The organism is Mesorhizobium sp. WSM2240, assembly GCF_040438645.1.
GTDB lineage: Bacteria > Pseudomonadota > Alphaproteobacteria > Rhizobiales > Rhizobiaceae > Allomesorhizobium.
Window position 1 is genome coordinate 2,545,061 of the sequence record NZ_CP159253.1, and the last position, 16,685, is coordinate 2,561,745.

Sequence of the window (16,685 nt, forward strand, 5' to 3'; positions counted from 1 at the left end):
CCGGTCATGGCTGCGGGCATCGTTGTTCGCGAGGCGCATTTTCCGGGGCGCGCGCCGGTGGAAGCCTATGGCAATGGCGGCTTCCGCTTTGCTGACATGTCGCATCGCGGCTCGATCCTCTGCCTGCCGTCCGGTGTCTATGCCTGGGAGCCGGCTGACCCGCTGGATCTGAAACCGTCGGACTTCGCCCGGCTTCTCGCCGAGGCGGAGGCGGTCGAGATCCTGCTGATCGGCACCGGCAAGGATATCAGGCGTCTGCCCGCGCCGCTCAGGGATGCTCTCAAGGAGAACAATATCTCGGCTGACGCGATGTCCACCGGGGCGGCGGTCAGAACCTACAATGTGCTTCTGGCCGAAGATCGCGCCGTCGCGGCGGCCCTGATCGCTGTCGACTGAAATGGCCGGCAATGCCGAGATCGTCATGCAGGCTGTGCGCGCGGCCGACCGCGACCGCTATCTTTCCGCGCTTTACGCGCCGGCCGACAAGCGCGACGCGCTTCTGTCGCTCTACGCCTTCAACGCCGAGATTGCTGGAATACGCGACCGCATCCATGAAGCGCTCCCCGGCGAGATAAGGCTGCAATGGTGGCGCGATGTGATCGCCGCCGGCAGTTCCGCGACGGGACATCCGCTGGCGGATGCGCTGGTTGAAACGATCGCGAAGCACGCATTGCCGCTGGCCGCATTCGAGAACTATCTCGATGCGCGGATTTTTGACCTCTATAACGACCCGATGCCGTCGCGCACCGATCTTGAAGGCTATTGCGGCGAGACCGCTGGCGCGATCATCCAGCTTTCGGCCATGATCCTCGATCCGCAAGCCGCGCCGCAATGCGCCCAACTGGCGGGCAGGGCAGGCTGCGCGCAGGCCATTGCCGGTCTCCTCCTGCTGCTGCCGATCCACCGCGCACGCGGCCAGTGCTTCGTGCCGCGCGATATTCTTTCCGCCGCCGGCTCATCTCCGGAAGAATTCATTGCCGGTGACGGTGACCAGGGCGCGCGGAGTGCCGTCGCTGCCATGATCGCGCTCGCAAACGAGCATCTCAGCGCCTTCGAGAATGAAGCATCCAAACTGCCGCAGCCATTGCGGCCGGCCTTCCTGCCGCTTGCGCTGACCGGCGCATATCTCGGACTTCTGAACCGGGCGGGCTTCGATCCGCTTCGGCAGGTGGCCGAACTTTCCGCATGGCGCAGGCAATCGCTGCTGCTCCGCCGCGCCTGGCGCGGATGGCCGGCGCGCTCCTCCTTGACGTAAACGTCAATCGTGCTACGCCTTATCTGGCCCGGACGCCGAAGAATGTGTTCCGGCGGGAGGAGAATGCGGCCGATGAGCCTGCCCGTACTCGTCGCGATCGTCGCCGTCGGGATAATCTTGGCGGTCGCAGCCGTGCATTTTTCCGGCGGCAGCAGGCAGGCAAGCATTTCCAGTGAAGACGAGGCGCTGCAGCGCTTCCTGCTCGATTTTCCGGCGGAAAAGGCCGATGCGGTGCGGGTGACGTCCGACGGAAAGGCGGCGTTCATCTCGCTCCACGGATCGGGAATCGGCATAGTCGGCGTGATCGGCGACAAGTTCCTGACGCGGGTCGTCTCCGCGCGAGACATCAAAAGCCTGACGCTGGCCGGCAATGCGGTCTCGATCCGCTTCCGCGACTTCACCTGGCCGGGCGGCGACTTTGTCTTCGCTGAGCCTGCGGCCGCTCAAGAGATTGCCGAGGCGCTCGATCCGTCCCTCACTTCCGCAACCGGCAGGGCTTGAGCCATGGACGCCAACGATTTCCCCAAAGTCACCGAACTTGCGATCCCGTTCTTCGTCGCGGCCATACTCATCGAACTATGGCTGGTGCGAACCGGCCGCGCCAAAGGGGCTTTCGAAACCCGCGACACGCTGACCAGCCTGATGATGGGAACCGGCAATGTCGTGGCCGGGCTGCTGCTCGGCGTGGTGTCCTATGCCGCGCTGGTCTGGGTGTGGCAGTTCCGGTTTTTCGATCTCGGTCTGTCGTTCTGGGTATTCCTGGCTGCCTTCCTGCTCGACGATCTGCGCTATTATTTTTACCACCGCATAGCGCATCGTGTGCGCTGGGTCTGGGCCGAGCACGTCAACCATCATTCCAGCCAGCATTACAATCTGTCGACGGCGCTGCGTCAGAGCTGGACGGGCCTGTTCACCGGCATGTTCGTGCTGCAGGCGCCTCTGGTCCTGCTCGGCTTCCATCCTGCCGTCATCGCCTTCGTCTTCGGCTTCAACCTGGTCTGGCAGTTCTGGATTCACACCGAGACGATCGGCAAGATGTGGGGCTGGTTCGAGTTCATCTTCAACACGCCCTCGCACCACCGCGTCCACCACGCCACCAATCCACGCTATCTCGACGCCAATTATGCCGGCACGCTGATAATCTGGGACCGCATGTTCGGCACCTTCGTCGAGGAGCTGGAAGAGGACCGGCCGCGCTACGGCATCGTCAAGAACCTCGGCACTTTCAACCCATTGAAGGTCGCCTTCCACGAGTGGATTGGCATGTTCAGGGATGCATTCTCGCCCGGCCTGACGATGCGCCAGCGGCTCGGCTACTTGTTCGCGCCGCCCGGCTGGAGCCATGACGGCTCGCGCGCGACTTCCGAGAGCCTGAAGGCGGATTTCGTGCGCAGGAATCCCGGCGAGGCGGGTAAGCCGGGACTCCCGAGTGCGATGACCGCGGCAAACACGAAAGTGCAGCCTGCGGAGTGATCATTCAGTATGATTGTTCGCGTCACGCAAGATCGCCTCGAAATCGCGGCCGCCATAAAAAACATTTGTTATGCGGACTTTGTTGTCCTCGATGACGTAGGCGATAACGGCAGATTGTTCGAAGGGAACAGTGCGCAATCCCGGCATCAGATCGTCACGTGGGCGGCCACCTCGCGGTGCGTCGCCGATCTTCTCGCAACGGGCCTGAATCCGGTCGACGTAACGAAGAGCGACCAAAGCTGAACCGGATGATATTGCGATGTAATCGACAAGCGCGCTCACATCTGCTCGCGCAGTGCTACTCCAGCGGATCGGAAGGCGCTTCATGAAATCCCCCGGCCGCCTTTGATTCGTAACGTCTTCGCAGTTCTGCGAAGACTTCTTCGGTCGAATAAGTCGGGCCGGTGTCTTCGACCGACGCCCTTATCCTCGCCCTTATCGACGCCATACGCTCGGCGTGTTCTTCTTCATCGCGTTGGAAAGCACGCAAGGCCGCGCGGATCACTTCGCTGGCCGATCCATAGGAGCCGTCTTCGACCCTCTGGCGAATAAGACGCGCCATTGCCGGCGTCACTGTGACGGATAGCTTTTCGGCGGGTTCCATAGTTGCGCTCCAGATCACTCTTGCAGAGTAGGATAGTATCCTACTCGACGGTCGAATCCAACGGTGGTTCTGTCGGGCGTTTATTCCGCTGCCTGTGCGCTCTGCTCCAGCCCAAGCCATTCGCGGCAATCGGCCAGCGCACGCGAGGTCACCGCCCGGCGCTTGGCGACGATCTTGTCCTTGCCACGCAGGCGCTTGCCTTCGGATTTCGGCGCCTCGACCGGTGGGAACAGGCCGAAATTGATGTTCATCGGCTGGAAGGAGCGTTTTCCCGGCTCGTCCTCGGAAACGATATGCCCGCCGGTGATGTGGTTGAGCAGCGCGCCGAATGCGGTGGTGATCGGCGGTATGGAAGGCGACTGGCCCTGCAGTTCGGCCGCGGCGAAGCGGCCGGCAAGCAGGCCGACCGCCGCCGATTCCACATAGCCTTCACAACCGGTGATCTGGCCGGCGAAGCGCAGGCCTTCGCGACCCTTGAGCTGGAGCGACGGGTCGAGCAGCACCGGCGAATTGATGTAGGTGTTACGATGCAGGCCGCCGAGGCGTGCGAATTCGGCATTTTCCAGCCCCGGTATCATGCGGAAGATGCGGACCTGCTCGGCATGCTTCAGCTTAGTCTGGAACCCGACCATGTTGTAGAGCGTGCCAAGCGCATTATCCTGGCGCAGTTGCACGACTGCATAGGCCTTGACCTGCGGATTGTGCGCATTGGTCAGGCCCATCGGCTTCATCGGTCCGTGGCGCGCCGTTTCCGCGCCGCGCTCGGCCATGACCTCGATCGGCAGGCAGCCGTCGAAATAGGGCGTTCCTTCCCATTCCTTGAAATCGGTCTTGCCGCCATCGAGCAGCGCCTGGATGAACGCTTCGTATTGCGGCTTGTCCATCGGGCAGTTGATGTAGTCCTTGCCGGTTCCGCCGGGTCCGACTTTGTCGTAGCGAGACTGGAACCAGCAGACATCCATGTCGATCGTGTCGAAATGGATGATGGGCGCAATAGCGTCGAAGAATGCAAGCGCATCGGCGCCGGTCATCTCGGCGATCGCCTGCGCCAGCGACGGCGCCGTCAGCGGGCCGGTGGCGATGATCGACTGCGCCCAATCGCGCGGCGGCAGGCCAGCGATCTCCTCGCGCGCGATCGTGATCAGCGGATGCGCCTCGAGCTCGGCGGTTACTGCGGCCGAGAAACCGTCGCGGTCGACGGCCAGCGCGCCGCCCGCCGGCACCTGGTGCGCGTCGGCCGCGCGCATGATCAGCGAACCGGCAAGCCGCATCTCGGCATGCAGCAGGCCGACGGCGTTCGCCGTGGCGTCGTCGGAACGGAACGAATTAGAACAGACCAGCTCGGCCAGGCTGTCGGTCTTGTGCGCCTCGGTGCCGCGCACCGGGCGCATTTCGTGCAGGATGACCGGCACGCCGGCCTGCGCCGCCTGCCAGGCCGCTTCCGAGCCGGCGAGCCCGCCGCCGATGATGTGAAGTGGTTTCGTTGTCATCGCAGCGCAATAGTAGCCAGGGCCCGGAAATGCAAGAATCAAGGCCGCGTCCATGGCAAATGAACCTTCGCCGGTGGCATTGCTGCAGGGGCGGAGCGCGGCTAAATTGCTGTAGTGCCACATCGCTTACTAGCTGGCGCCGCTATGGTCGCCGCACTCACTTGGCTTCCCGCAGGGGGAGCCTCGGTCGCGGGCGAAAACACCGCGAAAATCAACGATGCCGGCTCGACGCGCATCGAGATTTGCCATGGATTCGGCTGTCATTTCAGATCGGGGCTGGAGCTTGGGGCCAACGACGGAAGGCGCTTGTCCAGGATCATGGCCGCTGGCGCATCTTCTCCGAAGGCCGAACGTGCCGCGGTATCAAAAGCGGTTCAATATTACGAGAGACGCGCCGCGGGAGTGATCGGCATCCGCGACCAGCCTAAGTCGGATGCCAGTCAGTACGCCAAGCGCGGCCAGATGGATTGCATCGACGAGTCGACCAATACCCGCTCGCTTCTGCTCTATCTCGAGCGGCGCCGGCTTCTGAGGCATCACACCGTGCAACGCAACGTCACTCGGGGTTTCCTTCTGGACGGGCGCTACCCGCATTCTACGGCGGTGTTGCGGGAGAAATCCGGAAAAGAATGGACGGTCGACAGCTGGTATGAGCCGGCAGGCGGTCCGCCGGACGTTCTGCCGCTGTCGGAATGGATGAAGCGCGGCGTCATGGGTGCACGCTGAGCGCCGAATATCCGGCAGGTTGTGTTGAGGGCGCCAAAACGACAACACCCGCCGGGGGAGGAGGTCCGGCGGGTGTCGTTTTGGTGGCCAGCAATCGGGAGGAGGTGAATGCCGGCCGTATTCGCCAGTTCCTGGGAGGAGGTAGGTCCTGACGAAATTCTTGTCGCTTGTTAAGGGAAGCTGGGCCCTTCTGGGAGACAACACCCGCCGGGGGAGGAGGTCCGGCGGGTGTCGTTTTGTGCCGGCCAGCGATCGGGAGGAGGTGAACGCTGACCGTATCCGTCAGGGTCGGGGAGGAGGTCGACCCTGGCGAAATTCGTTAGACCGACTTCCTCGCGACGCGATAGATGTCGCCGCGGCTGATGCCGAGGTCGGTAAGTTCACGGTTCGACAGGCGGCTCAGCTCGGAAACGGTTTCCCGGTAGCGGCGCCAGTTGCGGTAATTGCGGATCAGGTTCATTTCAGTTCTCTTTTTCTTGCTTGCGGACGGGGCCGCAATGGCCCGGACGTCAGACCGACTTGCGCGCGACGAAAGGAATGTCGCTGCGGCCGATGCCGAGGTCTGAAAGTTCGCGGTTCGACAGGCGGCTCAGCTCGGAAACGGTTTCCCGGTAGCGGCGCCAGTTGCGATAGTTGCGGATCAGGTTCATGGTATTTCTCGTTTTCGTCTTTGGTTCGTTTTTCTTCTGTCTCTTGGTACGAAGCCTAAATAGGCCCGCCGGATTCGGATTAAAAGTGCTGTTGGTGCATGGCAGCAATGCAAATTGTGCAATGCAACATCAATCGGTTTTAGGGGTTGGAGCGAAAATTCGGCGAGTCGCAAAAATGCCGCTGCGTCAGCATCTTAGGCTAAAGGCGTAAAGTTGACGCTTGGGTAAGGGGAAACAGATGGCGGGTTACGGGTCGCGTGTGCGGCGGGACATCCTTCGCTGGACGGAATTGGGCCTCATCGACAAGGCGGCAGCGGACGCGCTGCGCCGCGACGTGGACGCCAATGAGCGCAAGTCGCTGAGCTTCGGGTCCGTCCTCGCGATCATGGCGGCGCTGCTGTTCGGCGCGGCCATTCTCCTGGTCATCGCTGCCAATTGGGAGGCATTTCCGCGCCTGCTGCGCGTAGGCGCGCTGTTTGCCGTCATCTTCGCGGCCTATGTCGGCGGCGCGCTTTTCAAATTGCGCGGGAACAGCGCGATAGCCGAAGGCGTCTGGCTGGTCGGCGCGGCGGCGTTCGGCGGGTCGATCGCACTGATCGGACAAATGTATCATCTGTCCGGCGACGAGGCGGACGCGGTCCTGACCTGGTGCGCCGGCACCACGTTGGCCGCTGCCGCGCTGCGCTCCGGCCCGCTCACCGTCGCCGCCGTCGGCCTTGCCGCCTCCTGGCTGTTCCTGGAGGGCGTCGCATTGTGGAACGAGACCCGCGTACCCCTTTCCTTCATTCTGGTCGCGGCCGGCCTCTGGCTCCTGTCCTATTGGACGGCGAGCCGCGCGTCGCGAAACCTGCTGCTGCTCTCGCTGATCTTCTACGCCACGCTCTCAGCCGTGCATCACGACATGCTGGTCATCCCGGCCGTGCTGGCGCTCGTTTCGGCCGCGTTGTTTGCCGCTGCAGTCTACGCTCCCGACGCTGTCGAGAGAATTGCCCGCATGGACGGAAACATGCCCGCCCATGCGCTTATCGGCTTTCTGACGGGCATGACCATCCTTCAGTTCGACCTTGTCGACGAGGGCGCGGCTCTGGTGACCGCCGCACTTGTGGGTTTCGCCGGCATCGCCGCCGCAGTCGTGCTAGGCGGCCGCGAAAGCCGCGGCTTGCGCTGGATCGCCTATCTCGGCTTCAGCTGCCAAATGGCGTTCGTCTATATCGTCACCGTCGGAACCATGCTCGGGACGGCCGGATTGTTCCTGGCGTCGGGCCTCGCGCTCGGGCTCGTTGCCCTCGTCATCATCAGGGTCGAGAGGCGGATGAACGATATGGCGCTGACACAGGGGGGAGCAGCCTGATGAAAAAGCACCGCCTGCTGATTTCCGCAGTTGTCCTGGCGCTCGTCCAGATCGGCTTCCTGTCCTTTATCATAGCCGGCCGCGCGGCCGTCCTGCGCGACGGGCAGGAGGTGCTTCTGAAAGTCGAGCCCGTCGATCCTCGCGACCTCTTGCGCGGTGATTATGTCCGGCTTGGCTACGAGATTTCGAACGTTCCGGTGACAATGATCGGCAATGTGCCTTCCGGCGCGCAACGGACCGAGGCGGGGCCGGTCTTCGTGCGCGTGAAGAAGGATGGTGACGGAATCTGGCATATGGTCTCGGCCTCGCTCTACGAACGTTCGTCTACGTCGCCTGGAGACGGCGAGATCGACATTCGCGGCATGGTCGATAGCGGCCGTAGCCTCGGCCAGATCGATACGCTCAATGTCGAATACGGGATCGAACGTTTTTATCTCCCGGAAGGCGAGGGGCTGGCGATCGAGCGCGACATGCGCGTGCGCAGTTTCAACATCGTGGCCGCCGTCGCCGAGGACGGTTCGGCGCAGATCAAGGCGCTGATGGACGGCGACACCATGCTTTTCCGCGAGCCTCTCTACTAATCGGCGGCGCTCCCGACGAAGGCGACATCAGGTTTCAGTCCAGGCGGACGTAAGGCGAGATGCACCGCCTGCGCGCGCCGTAGTAGGGCTGAAACGTGTCGTTGCGGCGGTTATAGGAGCGGTAGCGATCCGCGCACCAGGTGCGGTGAGCCTGGATAATCCCTTGGCGGGTAGCGAGCCGGCCTCGTCCAAGCGGTTGCTCGGCGGGACGCATGGTCGGAACCCTCACGTCGTACTCGATGCGCGGCTGGCGGTATCTGTTGACCTCGTATCTGGGCTCCTGCCGCCCCATCTCCGGCTCCTGCCAATCGCAAGGCCGGTCGCGCCCGCAGCCGGTGATGCCGGGGCGGAAGACGTCGGGCAGCGGACGGTTCAGATCCTCGAAACCCTGGGCGTTAGCCGGCGTGAGCCAGACAAGGTACAGCGCTAGACAGGCGAAAATCGAAAGTCTTGGTCTCATCCGCTCTCGGCGCCTCCCGCCGCGACCGACCAGGTACGGAATGCGGGGCATTTGGGTTTCGGGCGAGCGGCAGGTCGGCCGCTCGTTGTCGGCCAAGAAGGCTGGTGCGGATGAAGGGACTCGAACCCCCACGCCTTTCGGCACTGGAACCTAAATCCAGGGCGTCTACCAGTTCCGCCACATCCGCATGCCTGGCCCCATCTCATGTGGCCATTATTCTGTCAATGTCGAGGCCGAAATGACGTTTAATGTAGGAAACGCGAAGAGAGTTGAAAAACAACGCCTCCTGTGACAAAAGGCGTGTCAAATGTGACGGGATATGACGGTCCGCTTCGGACGAATGTAGTAAGAAGCAGGAAAAACAAAGACTTACTCGCATTCTTGGAGCGTAATCAGAGCATTTCGTTCGCCGCTGGGAGCAACGGCGCTCAGATTCTCAACCCGCACCAAAAGCCACACCCGGCACGAGACTTCCGGCAGGCTGAACGGCATGGCGTCGTTGGCGCTGCGGCATTCGTGAAAACAAAGGTTTGATGATGCAGGTTACCGAAACACTGAACTCCGGTCTGAAACGCGAAATCAAGGTCACCGTGCCTGCCGGAGACATGGAAGCCAAGCTGGTTGCGCGGCTTTCCGAAGCCAAAAACAAGGTCCGCATCAACGGCTTCCGCCCCGGCAAGGTGCCTCTGCAGCACCTGCGCAAGGTCTACGGCAAGTCCTTCATGGCCGAGGTGGTGAACGAGATCCTCTCCAATTCCACCCGCACCATCATCGCGGAGCGTGGCGAAAAGGCTGCCATGCAGCCCGAGGTCACCATGACCGAGGACGAGAAGGAAGCGGAAAAAATCCTGGCAGGCGGCGCCGATTTCGAGTTCCAGCTCGCCTATGAAGTCATTCCGCCTATCGAGATCCAGGATTTCTCAAAAATCTCGGTCACACGCCCGGTGGTGGACGTTGCGGAAGCGGAAGTGGACGAGCAGGTCAACCGCATCGCCGAATCCGCCCGCTCCTACGAGCCGAAGAAGGACAAGGCGGAAGATGGCGACCGCGTCACCATCGACTATGTCGGCAAGATCGGCGGCGAGGCTTTTGCCGGCGGCTCCGGCACCGACCAGCCGCTGGTGCTCGGCTCCAAGGAGTTCATTCCGGGCTTCGAAGACCAGCTGATCGGCGCCAAGGCCGGCGACGAGAAGCTCGTCACCGTGACCTTCCCGGAAAATTACAACGCCGCCAATCTGGCCGGCAAGGAAGCGACCTTCGACGTCACCGTCAAGGAAGTGTCGAAGCCGGGCAAGCTCGAAGTCACCGACGAGACCGCCAAGAATCTTGGGCTGGAATCGCTTGAGCGCCTGCGCGAGATCGTGCGCGGCCAGATCGAGAGCCAGTTCGGCCAGATGACGCGCCAGAAGGTCAAGCGCCAGCTGCTCGACCAGCTCGACGCTTCCTATTCCTTCGAGGCCCCGTCCAAGCTGGTCGAAGCCGAGTTCACCAACATCTGGAACCAGGTGAACCGCGATCTCGAGGCTGCCGGCCGCACTTTTGCCGACGAAGAGACTACGGAAGAGGAAGCGCGCGCCGAGTACCAGCGCCTGGCCGAGCGCCGCGTGCGCCTCGGCCTGCTGCTTGCCGAGATTGGCGAGAAGGCTGGCGTGCAGGTTTCGGATGAGGAGTTGCAGCGCGCTCTGTTCGAGTTCGTGCGCCGTTACCCCGCCGACCAGCAGCAGGAAGTCTTCGACTTCTACCGCAACAATCAGAACGCGCTGACGACGCTGCGCGCGCCGCTCTTCGAGGAGAAGGTCGTCGATCATCTGATGACGCAGATCTCCGTCACCGACAAGAAGGTGAGCAAGGAAGAGCTGATGGCCGACGATGAGCAGGCGGAAGGCGCCGCCAAACCGGCCAAGGCCGCGAAGAAGGCGGCCAAGAAGGCTGACGACGCCTCGGCCGAAGAGCCGAAGAAGAAGGCTGCCCCGAAGAAGAAGGCTGCAGCCAAGGACGCCGACGCCGAATAGTGCGACACCACAAGGTGGACGATGCAGAGGCCGCTGGAAACAGCGGCCTTTTGCTTTGCCTGCCTCGGTGACAAATGGCGGCGCGCCATGCAATATCCCGCGCACGCATGCGGCCCGGGACAGCACATGACGACACGCGCCTTCGCAATCCTCTCACATGCCGCGCTTGCGGCCGCGATCTGCCTTTTCAGCGCGGCCCAGGCAAGCGGGCAGGGACGCCACACATGGCGCCTGGGCAACGGGCCTGACGGGCAGGTCACGGCTTCGATCTTCTCCCTCAACACGCTGAGCGTCGGTTCGTCGCGCGTCATCGATTATCACCCAGTCCTGACCATTGCCTGTCACCGGGGCGGAGCGCCGCGCTGGAGCCAGTCGCTCCAGCTCAAGGATCCGGTCTCAGCGAGCGGTGCGATCAATGTATCGGTGCGACTCGACAATGGTCCCGCGCAGGCCGAACAGTGGACACCCGGCTTCCAGGGCCGCAGCTTCTCCAAGGAGGGAAGTGCCGGCATTGCCCGCCTTCTCCAGGCAAAGCGGCTGCGGCTATCCTGGCGGTTCGGCTTCCTGGCCGGGCGCGGTGAGGCGGTTTTCAATCTTTCGGGTGTCAAAGAGGCGGTTGCCGGCCTTGCCGGCGCGTGCGGCGTCGAGATGCCGCTGTCCTGACACTCGCACTGCAATCGACTTAAGCGCTTATTCCCGGTTGCAATTTGAGGCTGCGATGGTTGACGCGAAGACACGCTGCCTTAGCTGACGCTTCGGAGGTGCGGTCCCATGGTTCGGTTCGTGGAAATCGTTGCAGTCGTTCTGGTCGCCATCACGATGGCGCTCACGCTCGCGCACGCGCTCGAATTGCCTGGAAAGCTGCGGCTCGACAGGGAACAGTATTTCGCGGTCCAGACGATCTATTATCCCGGGTTCACCATCGGCGGCGGAGCCGAGATACTCGGCATTCTCGTGCTTGCCTTGCTCTTGTACCTGACGCCGTTCGGCGGTGCGCGCTTCCTGTGGACGCTTTCGGCGCTCGCGCTGCTTGTGGCGGTGCACGGCATCTACTGGGTCTTCACCCATCCGGTGAACAATTTCTGGGTGAGGGATGTCGAACTCTCGGGTTTGGGTTCGACCTTCTTTTCGGCTTTCGCGCCGAAGACCGAACCCGGTGACTGGAAGAGCCTGCGCGACGTCTGGGAATATTCCCATGTCGCGCGCGCGGCGCTCGCAATGCTCAGTCTGATCGCGATCACCATCGCGGTCACATCCGCGCATGCGCCGGGCGAGCCGGGGAGTGGCTAGATCAGCAGCAGGCCCTTCATGCTGGCGTGGCCCTTCTTGCCTATGATGATATGATCATGCACGGCGATGCCGAGCGGCCTCGCCGTCTCGATGATTGTTTTCGTCATGTCGATATCGGCGCGGGAAGGCGTCGGATCGCCGGACGGGTGGTTGTGCACCAGAATAAGCGCGGTGGCCGACAGTTCGAGCGCGCGCCGCACCACTTCGCGGGGATAGACCGGGGTGTGGTCGACGGTGCCGGTCTGCTGCAGTTCGTCGGCGATCAGCGCATTCTTCTTGTCGAGGAACAGGATGCGGAACTGCTCGCGCTCCTCGAAAGCCATCGCTGCGCGGCAATAGTCGATCACCTGGTTCCAGGATGACAGCACCTCGCGGCCGGCGATCTCGCTGCGCGCCATGCGGAGTGCCGCGGCCGCGACTATCTTCAGATCGAGCGCCGCGCTCTCGCCGATATCGTCCACCTCGCGCAGCAACCGTTCCGGCGCGCCGAGCACTTCGGCCAGCGAGCCGAAGCGTTTCAGCAGCATTTTTGCGCGTTCCTTGGTGTCGGCGCGCGGAATGGAACGGAATAGCAGCAGCTCGAGGATTTCATAGTCGGAGAGCGCCGCCGCGCCTGCGGTGCGAAACCGTTCGCGAAGACGCTGGCGATGGCCCAGATGGTGAGGCTTTTCCTGCGCCGCCGCCTTGCGCAAGGGCGCGGACGCCTGCTCGGCCAGGAAGAAGCCGCGTTCGTCTTCGTGATCTGTCCCCATATGCCCGCGCCCCGCACGCCAAAGCCGCCTCACGCGATACTAGAGCATGATCCCGAAAAGTTGCAGAGTTTTCGAACCGGTTTCGTCGGAATAGATGCTTAGGCCAGTCCGGGACGGTCGAGACCCTTGGGCGAGAGTGTGAAGATCTCGCAGCCGGTCTCCGTCACACCGATCGTGTGCTCATATTGCGCCGACAGCGAACGGTCGCGCGTCACAGCCGTCCAGCCATCGGACAGCACCTTCACATGGGGTCGGCCGAGATTGATCATCGGCTCGACCGTGAAGATCATGCCGGGCCGCATCTCTACACCCTCATTAGCGCTGCCATAGTGCAAAATGTTGGGTGCGTCGTGGAAAAGCTGGCCGACGCCGTGGCCGCAAAAATCGCGCACCACGGAACAGCGCTCGCTCTCGGCATAGCTCTGGATGGCCGCGCCGATCGCTCCGGTGCGGGCGCCGGGGCGGATCGCGGCGATGCCGCGCATCAGGCACTCATGCGTCACTTCCAGCAGGCGCTCGGCGGCGCGCTTGATCGTGCCTACCGGATACATGCGGCTCGAATCGCCGTGCCAGCCATCGAGAATGTAGGTCACGTCGATATTGACGATATCGCCGTCCTTAAGCGGCTTGGCGTCCGGAATGCCGTGGCAGACGACATGATTGATCGAGGTGCAGGAGGATTTGGTGTAGCCGCGATAGTTCAGCGTAGCCGGCAGCGCGCCCTGATCCATGCCGAACTCGAAAACAAACCGGTCGATTGCTTCGGTGGTCACGCCGGGCGCGACAATGTCGGCGAGTTCGTCCAGGCAGCGAGCCGTCAGGTCGCAGGCCTTACGCATGCCGGCGAACGCTTCTTCGCCGTAGAGCCGGATCTGGCCGGTGTTTCGGGTGGGCGCCGTTGCGGCGTCGAGATAGGTGACCATGAGTTGCAGTCCGGAATTGGCGGGCAGGCATCGGGTGTTTGCGCCAGCGCCCTTGATTTGGCACCGGACGGCCCAAGCATCAAGTCCAAACCGGGCCGATTTGCGACTTGTGACACAGGCTGACCCCGAATCGGTAGCCATCCCGGCGAGGATCGCAGCGCCGCCGGCCGCTGCGTCAGCTTCCCGGGCGGGGATGATCCATGACGTCGAGAAGGCCAGAATCGACCCTTCGCCTCAAATGCCGGTCAACCCGAGCGCGATCCGGGCATGATTGAAACCGTCCACGGCAGCGGTCGCGCAACTCGACGGCCTCGATCATCAGCGGTGAAACCGGAAGACCGGCCGCGTCCGCGAAGCTTGCGCCGAGAAAGGCGATATCCAGCCGGTCGAAATCGGGCAGCTTTTTCGCAAGTCCATGGCCGAAGGCGTGGGCGGTGAAATGGGTGACATAGGCGAGAGAGTCGGGGTTGGCGAGCGCACCTGGTCCTTCGAGCGCCTCGACCAGCGGCAGCGTGACGGACGCCTGGTGATCGCCGAATTCAAGCACGACCGTGCCTCGCGGCGAGGGATCGGCGCGCCGGTCGGACAGGAACGACCGGAAATCCTGGCGCGCAATGTGCACGCGTCGCAGATATTCGGCCATTTCGGCGTCGGCGTTGAGCGGTTCGCCGGGCACCTTCGTGTGCGGATCAAGCCGGGTGTTATGCGGCGAATGGGGGAACATGGTTTCAATCAGGAGAAAGAGAGGCCGCCCGTCGGTGCGGCGATGCTCCGCAAGCAGGCGCTCCGCGCTCTCGTAGATGAAACTGTCGCGCTGGCGCTCGGCGGTCATGCCGATATCGTCCGCGTCGAACACCGTCTGAAAGCCGATCGACCGGAAAAAGCGTCCTTCATTGACGAAGGAATCGTCGACCGGCGTGATGACCGCGGTGCGATAGCCGCACTTTGCCATCACTTCCGGCAGCGCGCCCTTGACCCTGTTCTCCAGCGCCACCGTCACATAAGGCCGCTGCCAGCCGAATTCGCCCGCCGGCAATCCGGTCATGACGGCGAAGGCCGACATCCAGGTACCGCCACCGACGGTTTCGACGCGCAACGCCCGCGCCTTGCCGTCGTCGGAAACGAAACCATCGGCGAAATCGCGAGGCATGGCCAATTGCGGGAAATTGAACGGCGGAGACTGCGTCTCGCTCAGGACAATGAAGACATCCGGCAGCCGCTCCGCGGGCGGACAGGACAGCGCATCGGGGTAGGGCTCCTGCATGGGAACAGCCGCAAGCCGCACCTTGAGGTCGGATTCTCCGAGCATGCTTGCAATGTCGAGCATCGACACGAAGAAGGCCGACGCGTGGTGCCCACCCACGAAATATTCGAAGCGGTGGGCTGTCGCGGAGGCAGGAATCGTAGCCGGCAGGAGGCCGCAAAGCGCCGCCGGAACCAGAAGCCGCCATTTCAGCGGCGCCCGGCTCGCGGGTTCGTTGTACGCGATCGCGCCGAGGCCGATTATTGCGACAGCGGCCGCGGTGGCGACGGGCAGGACCAGATGCAGGTAATTTTCGACGAGGAATGCTTTGAGCGACGAATCTCCCCCGAGGAATACGAGATCATAGGCGTGCAGGTCGAAACCCTGCTCGCGGAACTTGATCATCGACACCAGCGTGATCGATCCTATGACTGCCCAGGCGGCGTAGATAGAAAAAGCGATCCGGTTCGAAAGCAGGAAGAAGATTGCCGCCAGAAGGAGAAGCACGCTGATGCTGAAAGGCATCGTGAACCATTCGTTCTCGACCTCGTGCAGCGCCACGACGCCCAGCGCTGAGGTCAGGACGACGGCCCAGCCGCCTACGATTATCCGGATCGTTCTTAGAATCATTTCCATCGGTCCAAGCCTTGAACCCGGCCCGTGCCATCCCGCGTTTCGAAAGGCCTTGGGCGTTAAGGAAATGTTAAGCACATTTCCTTGCCGGCTGCGGAAGGAGTTGGATTTATGGATAATCGCTAAAATGCGCTGAAATTTTTATGAGCGAGATGGATAGCCTGAGGCCTGCCGCGGTTCGCTCCGTGGGCTTTTCGAGTCCGCAGCCTCCGTTCAACTTTGGGACGTTCGCCGGCGCTGAAAGATTTTTTGCATCGCTGCCGGATTTGAGCGGCTGCTCGACAAGCTCAGCCGCCGAAGCGACGCAACTCGATGCATTTGCTGACGCGACACTCGCCGCTATCCGCAACCGCTATTCTTTCGACTGTGATGATGGAGAGCGCCCCGCAAAAGGACCCGTCCTTCACAAACTGGTCGTAGAGCGAAACTCCCGATGCGCCTTGCCGGTAAAGGACGGCGACGCCGTCGCGATCGAGGGCCTCCTGCACCTCGGCACAGGTCATGCCTTGTACCATATAGCGGACAATTGCCGAGGCCTCGAAGGGGATCATCGAGAAAATTGCAATCAATCCGAGCCTGGTCATCATCGCCACGACTCTTGGCATCGAGCACGCATCGCAGTCGAACAAGGCCTGCCTCCAAATTCTACGGCCCGGCAGAGTGCGCAACATTGAGCTGTTCCGCAAGAGCCGGCCATCGGAGCTAAAACCGGCTTCGCGAGTCACATCAGCTCAAGCCACGAGGGAATATGAACGGCAGCCCTACCGACGGGGACGACAGCTGAACACTTTTTCAGGAAAGTGCAACGCCCGCTACCGGTCCACCCTGGCGGACTATTTCGGGACCTTACCGGCCGCCCAATTCAGCGGGCGGAACACGATGAACCTACCATGGCGCAATTGGCTGGCCTGTAGGAGCCGGATGTCGATGTCGCTTGACAGCCCATCAGCGCGCATATCGCAGTACCAGCAACAAGTGCCATTATCCTTCGGCGAATTCGAAGCATTCCGGACCTCCTCGATCTCCCTCCGCCTGCGACCAACAGCAATTCAATAACAACCCTCTGCACCAGAGGGAATCAAATGACGCTTCACGTTTCAGGGAAAATTCGCCAGGGCATATTCGCCGGATCGGCGAGAGTTGGCTAAGTGCTTGAAAATGTTGGTACGCCCAAGGGGAATCGAACCCCTGTTACCGCCGTGAAAGGGCGGTGTCCTAACCGCTAGACGATGGGCGCGGAAC

At 62.3% G+C, this 16,685-nt stretch carries 20 protein-coding genes and 2 tRNA genes; 10 read left to right on the forward strand and 12 right to left on the reverse strand.

The window, feature by feature from the left end; translation table 11 throughout:
- Window positions 1–6 precede the first annotated feature (6 nt).
- The 4 genes from ABVK50_RS12395 to ABVK50_RS12410 all read left to right on the forward strand — a co-directional run bounded on the left by ABVK50_RS12395 (window position 7) and on the right by ABVK50_RS12410 (window position 2,728).
- Window positions 7–396 carry an Mth938-like domain-containing protein gene (locus ABVK50_RS12395; RefSeq protein ID WP_353641275.1) on the forward strand — a complete coding sequence of 130 codons (390 nt, stop codon included), beginning with the start codon at window positions 7–9 and terminating at the stop codon, window positions 394–396.
- A gap of 1 nt (window position 397) precedes the next feature.
- A complete protein-coding gene (locus ABVK50_RS12400; RefSeq protein ID WP_353641274.1) occupies window positions 398–1,255 on the forward strand; it encodes a phytoene/squalene synthase family protein in 858 nt (285 codons plus the stop codon).
- 72 nt (window positions 1,256–1,327) lie between these two features.
- Entirely contained in the window at window positions 1,328–1,756 is a 429-nt protein-coding gene (locus ABVK50_RS12405; RefSeq protein ID WP_353641273.1) for a hypothetical protein, read from the forward strand.
- Window positions 1,757–1,759: 3 nt separating this feature from the next.
- Complete coding sequence (locus tag ABVK50_RS12410) at window positions 1,760–2,728, forward strand: sterol desaturase family protein (RefSeq protein WP_353641272.1); 969 nt, start codon at window positions 1,760–1,762, stop codon at window positions 2,726–2,728.
- On the opposite strand, the gene ABVK50_RS12415 is transcribed toward ABVK50_RS12410, so the two are convergent.
- From ABVK50_RS12415 to trmFO, 3 genes are all read right to left on the reverse strand, one after another.
- Window positions 2,729–3,055, reverse strand: a complete 327-nt coding sequence (locus tag ABVK50_RS12415) for a type II toxin-antitoxin system RelE/ParE family toxin (protein WP_353641271.1) — start codon at window positions 3,053–3,055, stop codon at window positions 2,729–2,731.
- Window positions 3,027–3,332, reverse strand: a complete 306-nt coding sequence (locus ABVK50_RS12420) for a type II toxin-antitoxin system ParD family antitoxin (RefSeq protein WP_353641270.1) — start codon at window positions 3,330–3,332, stop codon at window positions 3,027–3,029. Before ABVK50_RS12420 ends, ABVK50_RS12415 begins: the two co-directional genes overlap by 29 nt.
- 80 nt (window positions 3,333–3,412) lie before the next feature.
- Complete coding sequence (gene trmFO, locus ABVK50_RS12425; protein ID WP_353641269.1) at window positions 3,413–4,822, reverse strand: methylenetetrahydrofolate--tRNA-(uracil(54)-C(5))-methyltransferase (FADH(2)-oxidizing) TrmFO; 1,410 nt, start codon at window positions 4,820–4,822, stop codon at window positions 3,413–3,415.
- 306 nt (window positions 4,823–5,128) lie between these two features.
- Between trmFO and ABVK50_RS12430 the strand changes: the two genes are divergently transcribed.
- Window positions 5,129–5,548 carry a hypothetical protein gene (locus ABVK50_RS12430; protein WP_353641268.1) on the forward strand — a complete coding sequence of 140 codons (420 nt, stop codon included), beginning with the start codon at window positions 5,129–5,131 and terminating at the stop codon, window positions 5,546–5,548.
- A 319-nt stretch (window positions 5,549–5,867) separates the two neighbouring features.
- Here the strand turns inward: ABVK50_RS12430 and ABVK50_RS12435 are convergent, their stop codons facing one another.
- Window positions 5,868–6,008: a DUF1127 domain-containing protein gene (locus ABVK50_RS12435; RefSeq protein ID WP_353641267.1), complete on the reverse strand. Its 141-nt coding sequence runs from the start codon at window positions 6,006–6,008 to the stop codon at window positions 5,868–5,870.
- 49 nt (window positions 6,009–6,057) lie between these two features.
- Window positions 6,058–6,198: a DUF1127 domain-containing protein gene (locus ABVK50_RS12440; protein WP_008838146.1), complete on the reverse strand. Its 141-nt coding sequence runs from the start codon at window positions 6,196–6,198 to the stop codon at window positions 6,058–6,060.
- A 238-nt stretch (window positions 6,199–6,436) separates the two neighbouring features.
- Between ABVK50_RS12440 and ABVK50_RS12445 the strand changes: the two genes are divergently transcribed.
- Both ABVK50_RS12445 and ABVK50_RS12450 read left to right on the forward strand, forming a co-directional pair.
- Window positions 6,437–7,549: a DUF2157 domain-containing protein gene (locus ABVK50_RS12445; protein ID WP_353641266.1), complete on the forward strand. Its 1,113-nt coding sequence runs from the start codon at window positions 6,437–6,439 to the stop codon at window positions 7,547–7,549.
- A complete protein-coding gene (locus ABVK50_RS12450; protein WP_353641265.1) occupies window positions 7,549–8,130 on the forward strand; it encodes a GDYXXLXY domain-containing protein in 582 nt (193 codons plus the stop codon). Before ABVK50_RS12445 ends, ABVK50_RS12450 begins: the two co-directional genes overlap by 1 nt.
- A 34-nt stretch (window positions 8,131–8,164) precedes the next feature.
- Here the strand turns inward: ABVK50_RS12450 and ABVK50_RS12455 are convergent, their stop codons facing one another.
- A complete protein-coding gene (locus ABVK50_RS12455) occupies window positions 8,165–8,590 on the reverse strand; it encodes a BA14K family protein (protein WP_353641264.1) in 426 nt (141 codons plus the stop codon).
- A 102-nt stretch (window positions 8,591–8,692) separates the two neighbouring features.
- Window positions 8,693–8,777, reverse strand: a tRNA-Leu gene (locus ABVK50_RS12460).
- 349 nt (window positions 8,778–9,126) lie between these two features.
- Here ABVK50_RS12460 and tig point away from each other — a divergent pair.
- The 3 genes from tig (at window position 9,127) to ABVK50_RS12475 (ending at window position 11,892) form a co-directional block, all read left to right on the forward strand.
- Window positions 9,127–10,602 carry a trigger factor gene (gene tig / locus ABVK50_RS12465; RefSeq protein WP_353645951.1) on the forward strand — a complete coding sequence of 492 codons (1,476 nt, stop codon included), beginning with the start codon at window positions 9,127–9,129 and terminating at the stop codon, window positions 10,600–10,602.
- A 126-nt stretch (window positions 10,603–10,728) separates the two neighbouring features.
- Window positions 10,729–11,265, forward strand: a complete 537-nt coding sequence (locus ABVK50_RS12470; RefSeq protein ID WP_353641263.1) for a hypothetical protein — start codon at window positions 10,729–10,731, stop codon at window positions 11,263–11,265.
- 108 nt (window positions 11,266–11,373) lie between these two features.
- Complete coding sequence (locus ABVK50_RS12475) at window positions 11,374–11,892, forward strand: DUF1772 domain-containing protein (RefSeq protein ID WP_353641262.1); 519 nt, start codon at window positions 11,374–11,376, stop codon at window positions 11,890–11,892.
- Here the strand turns inward: ABVK50_RS12475 and radC are convergent.
- From radC to ABVK50_RS12500, 5 genes are all read right to left on the reverse strand, one after another.
- Complete coding sequence (gene radC / locus ABVK50_RS12480) at window positions 11,889–12,644, reverse strand: DNA repair protein RadC (RefSeq protein ID WP_353641261.1); 756 nt, start codon at window positions 12,642–12,644, stop codon at window positions 11,889–11,891. The genes ABVK50_RS12475 and radC overlap by 4 nt on opposite strands.
- Window positions 12,645–12,742: 98 nt before the next feature.
- On the reverse strand, window positions 12,743–13,567 hold the full coding sequence (gene map, locus ABVK50_RS12485; RefSeq protein WP_353641260.1) for a type I methionyl aminopeptidase: 825 nt from the start codon (window positions 13,565–13,567) through the stop codon (window positions 12,743–12,745).
- 175 nt (window positions 13,568–13,742) lie between these two features.
- A complete protein-coding gene (locus ABVK50_RS12490; RefSeq protein WP_353641259.1) occupies window positions 13,743–15,440 on the reverse strand; it encodes a sulfatase-like hydrolase/transferase in 1,698 nt (565 codons plus the stop codon).
- Between the two features lie 290 nt (window positions 15,441–15,730).
- Window positions 15,731–16,072 carry a hypothetical protein gene (locus ABVK50_RS12495; RefSeq protein WP_353647034.1) on the reverse strand — a complete coding sequence of 114 codons (342 nt, stop codon included), beginning with the start codon at window positions 16,070–16,072 and terminating at the stop codon, window positions 15,731–15,733.
- 533 nt (window positions 16,073–16,605) lie between these two features.
- Window positions 16,606–16,680 (reverse strand) — tRNA-Glu (locus ABVK50_RS12500).
- Window positions 16,681–16,685: the final 5 nt, after the last annotated feature.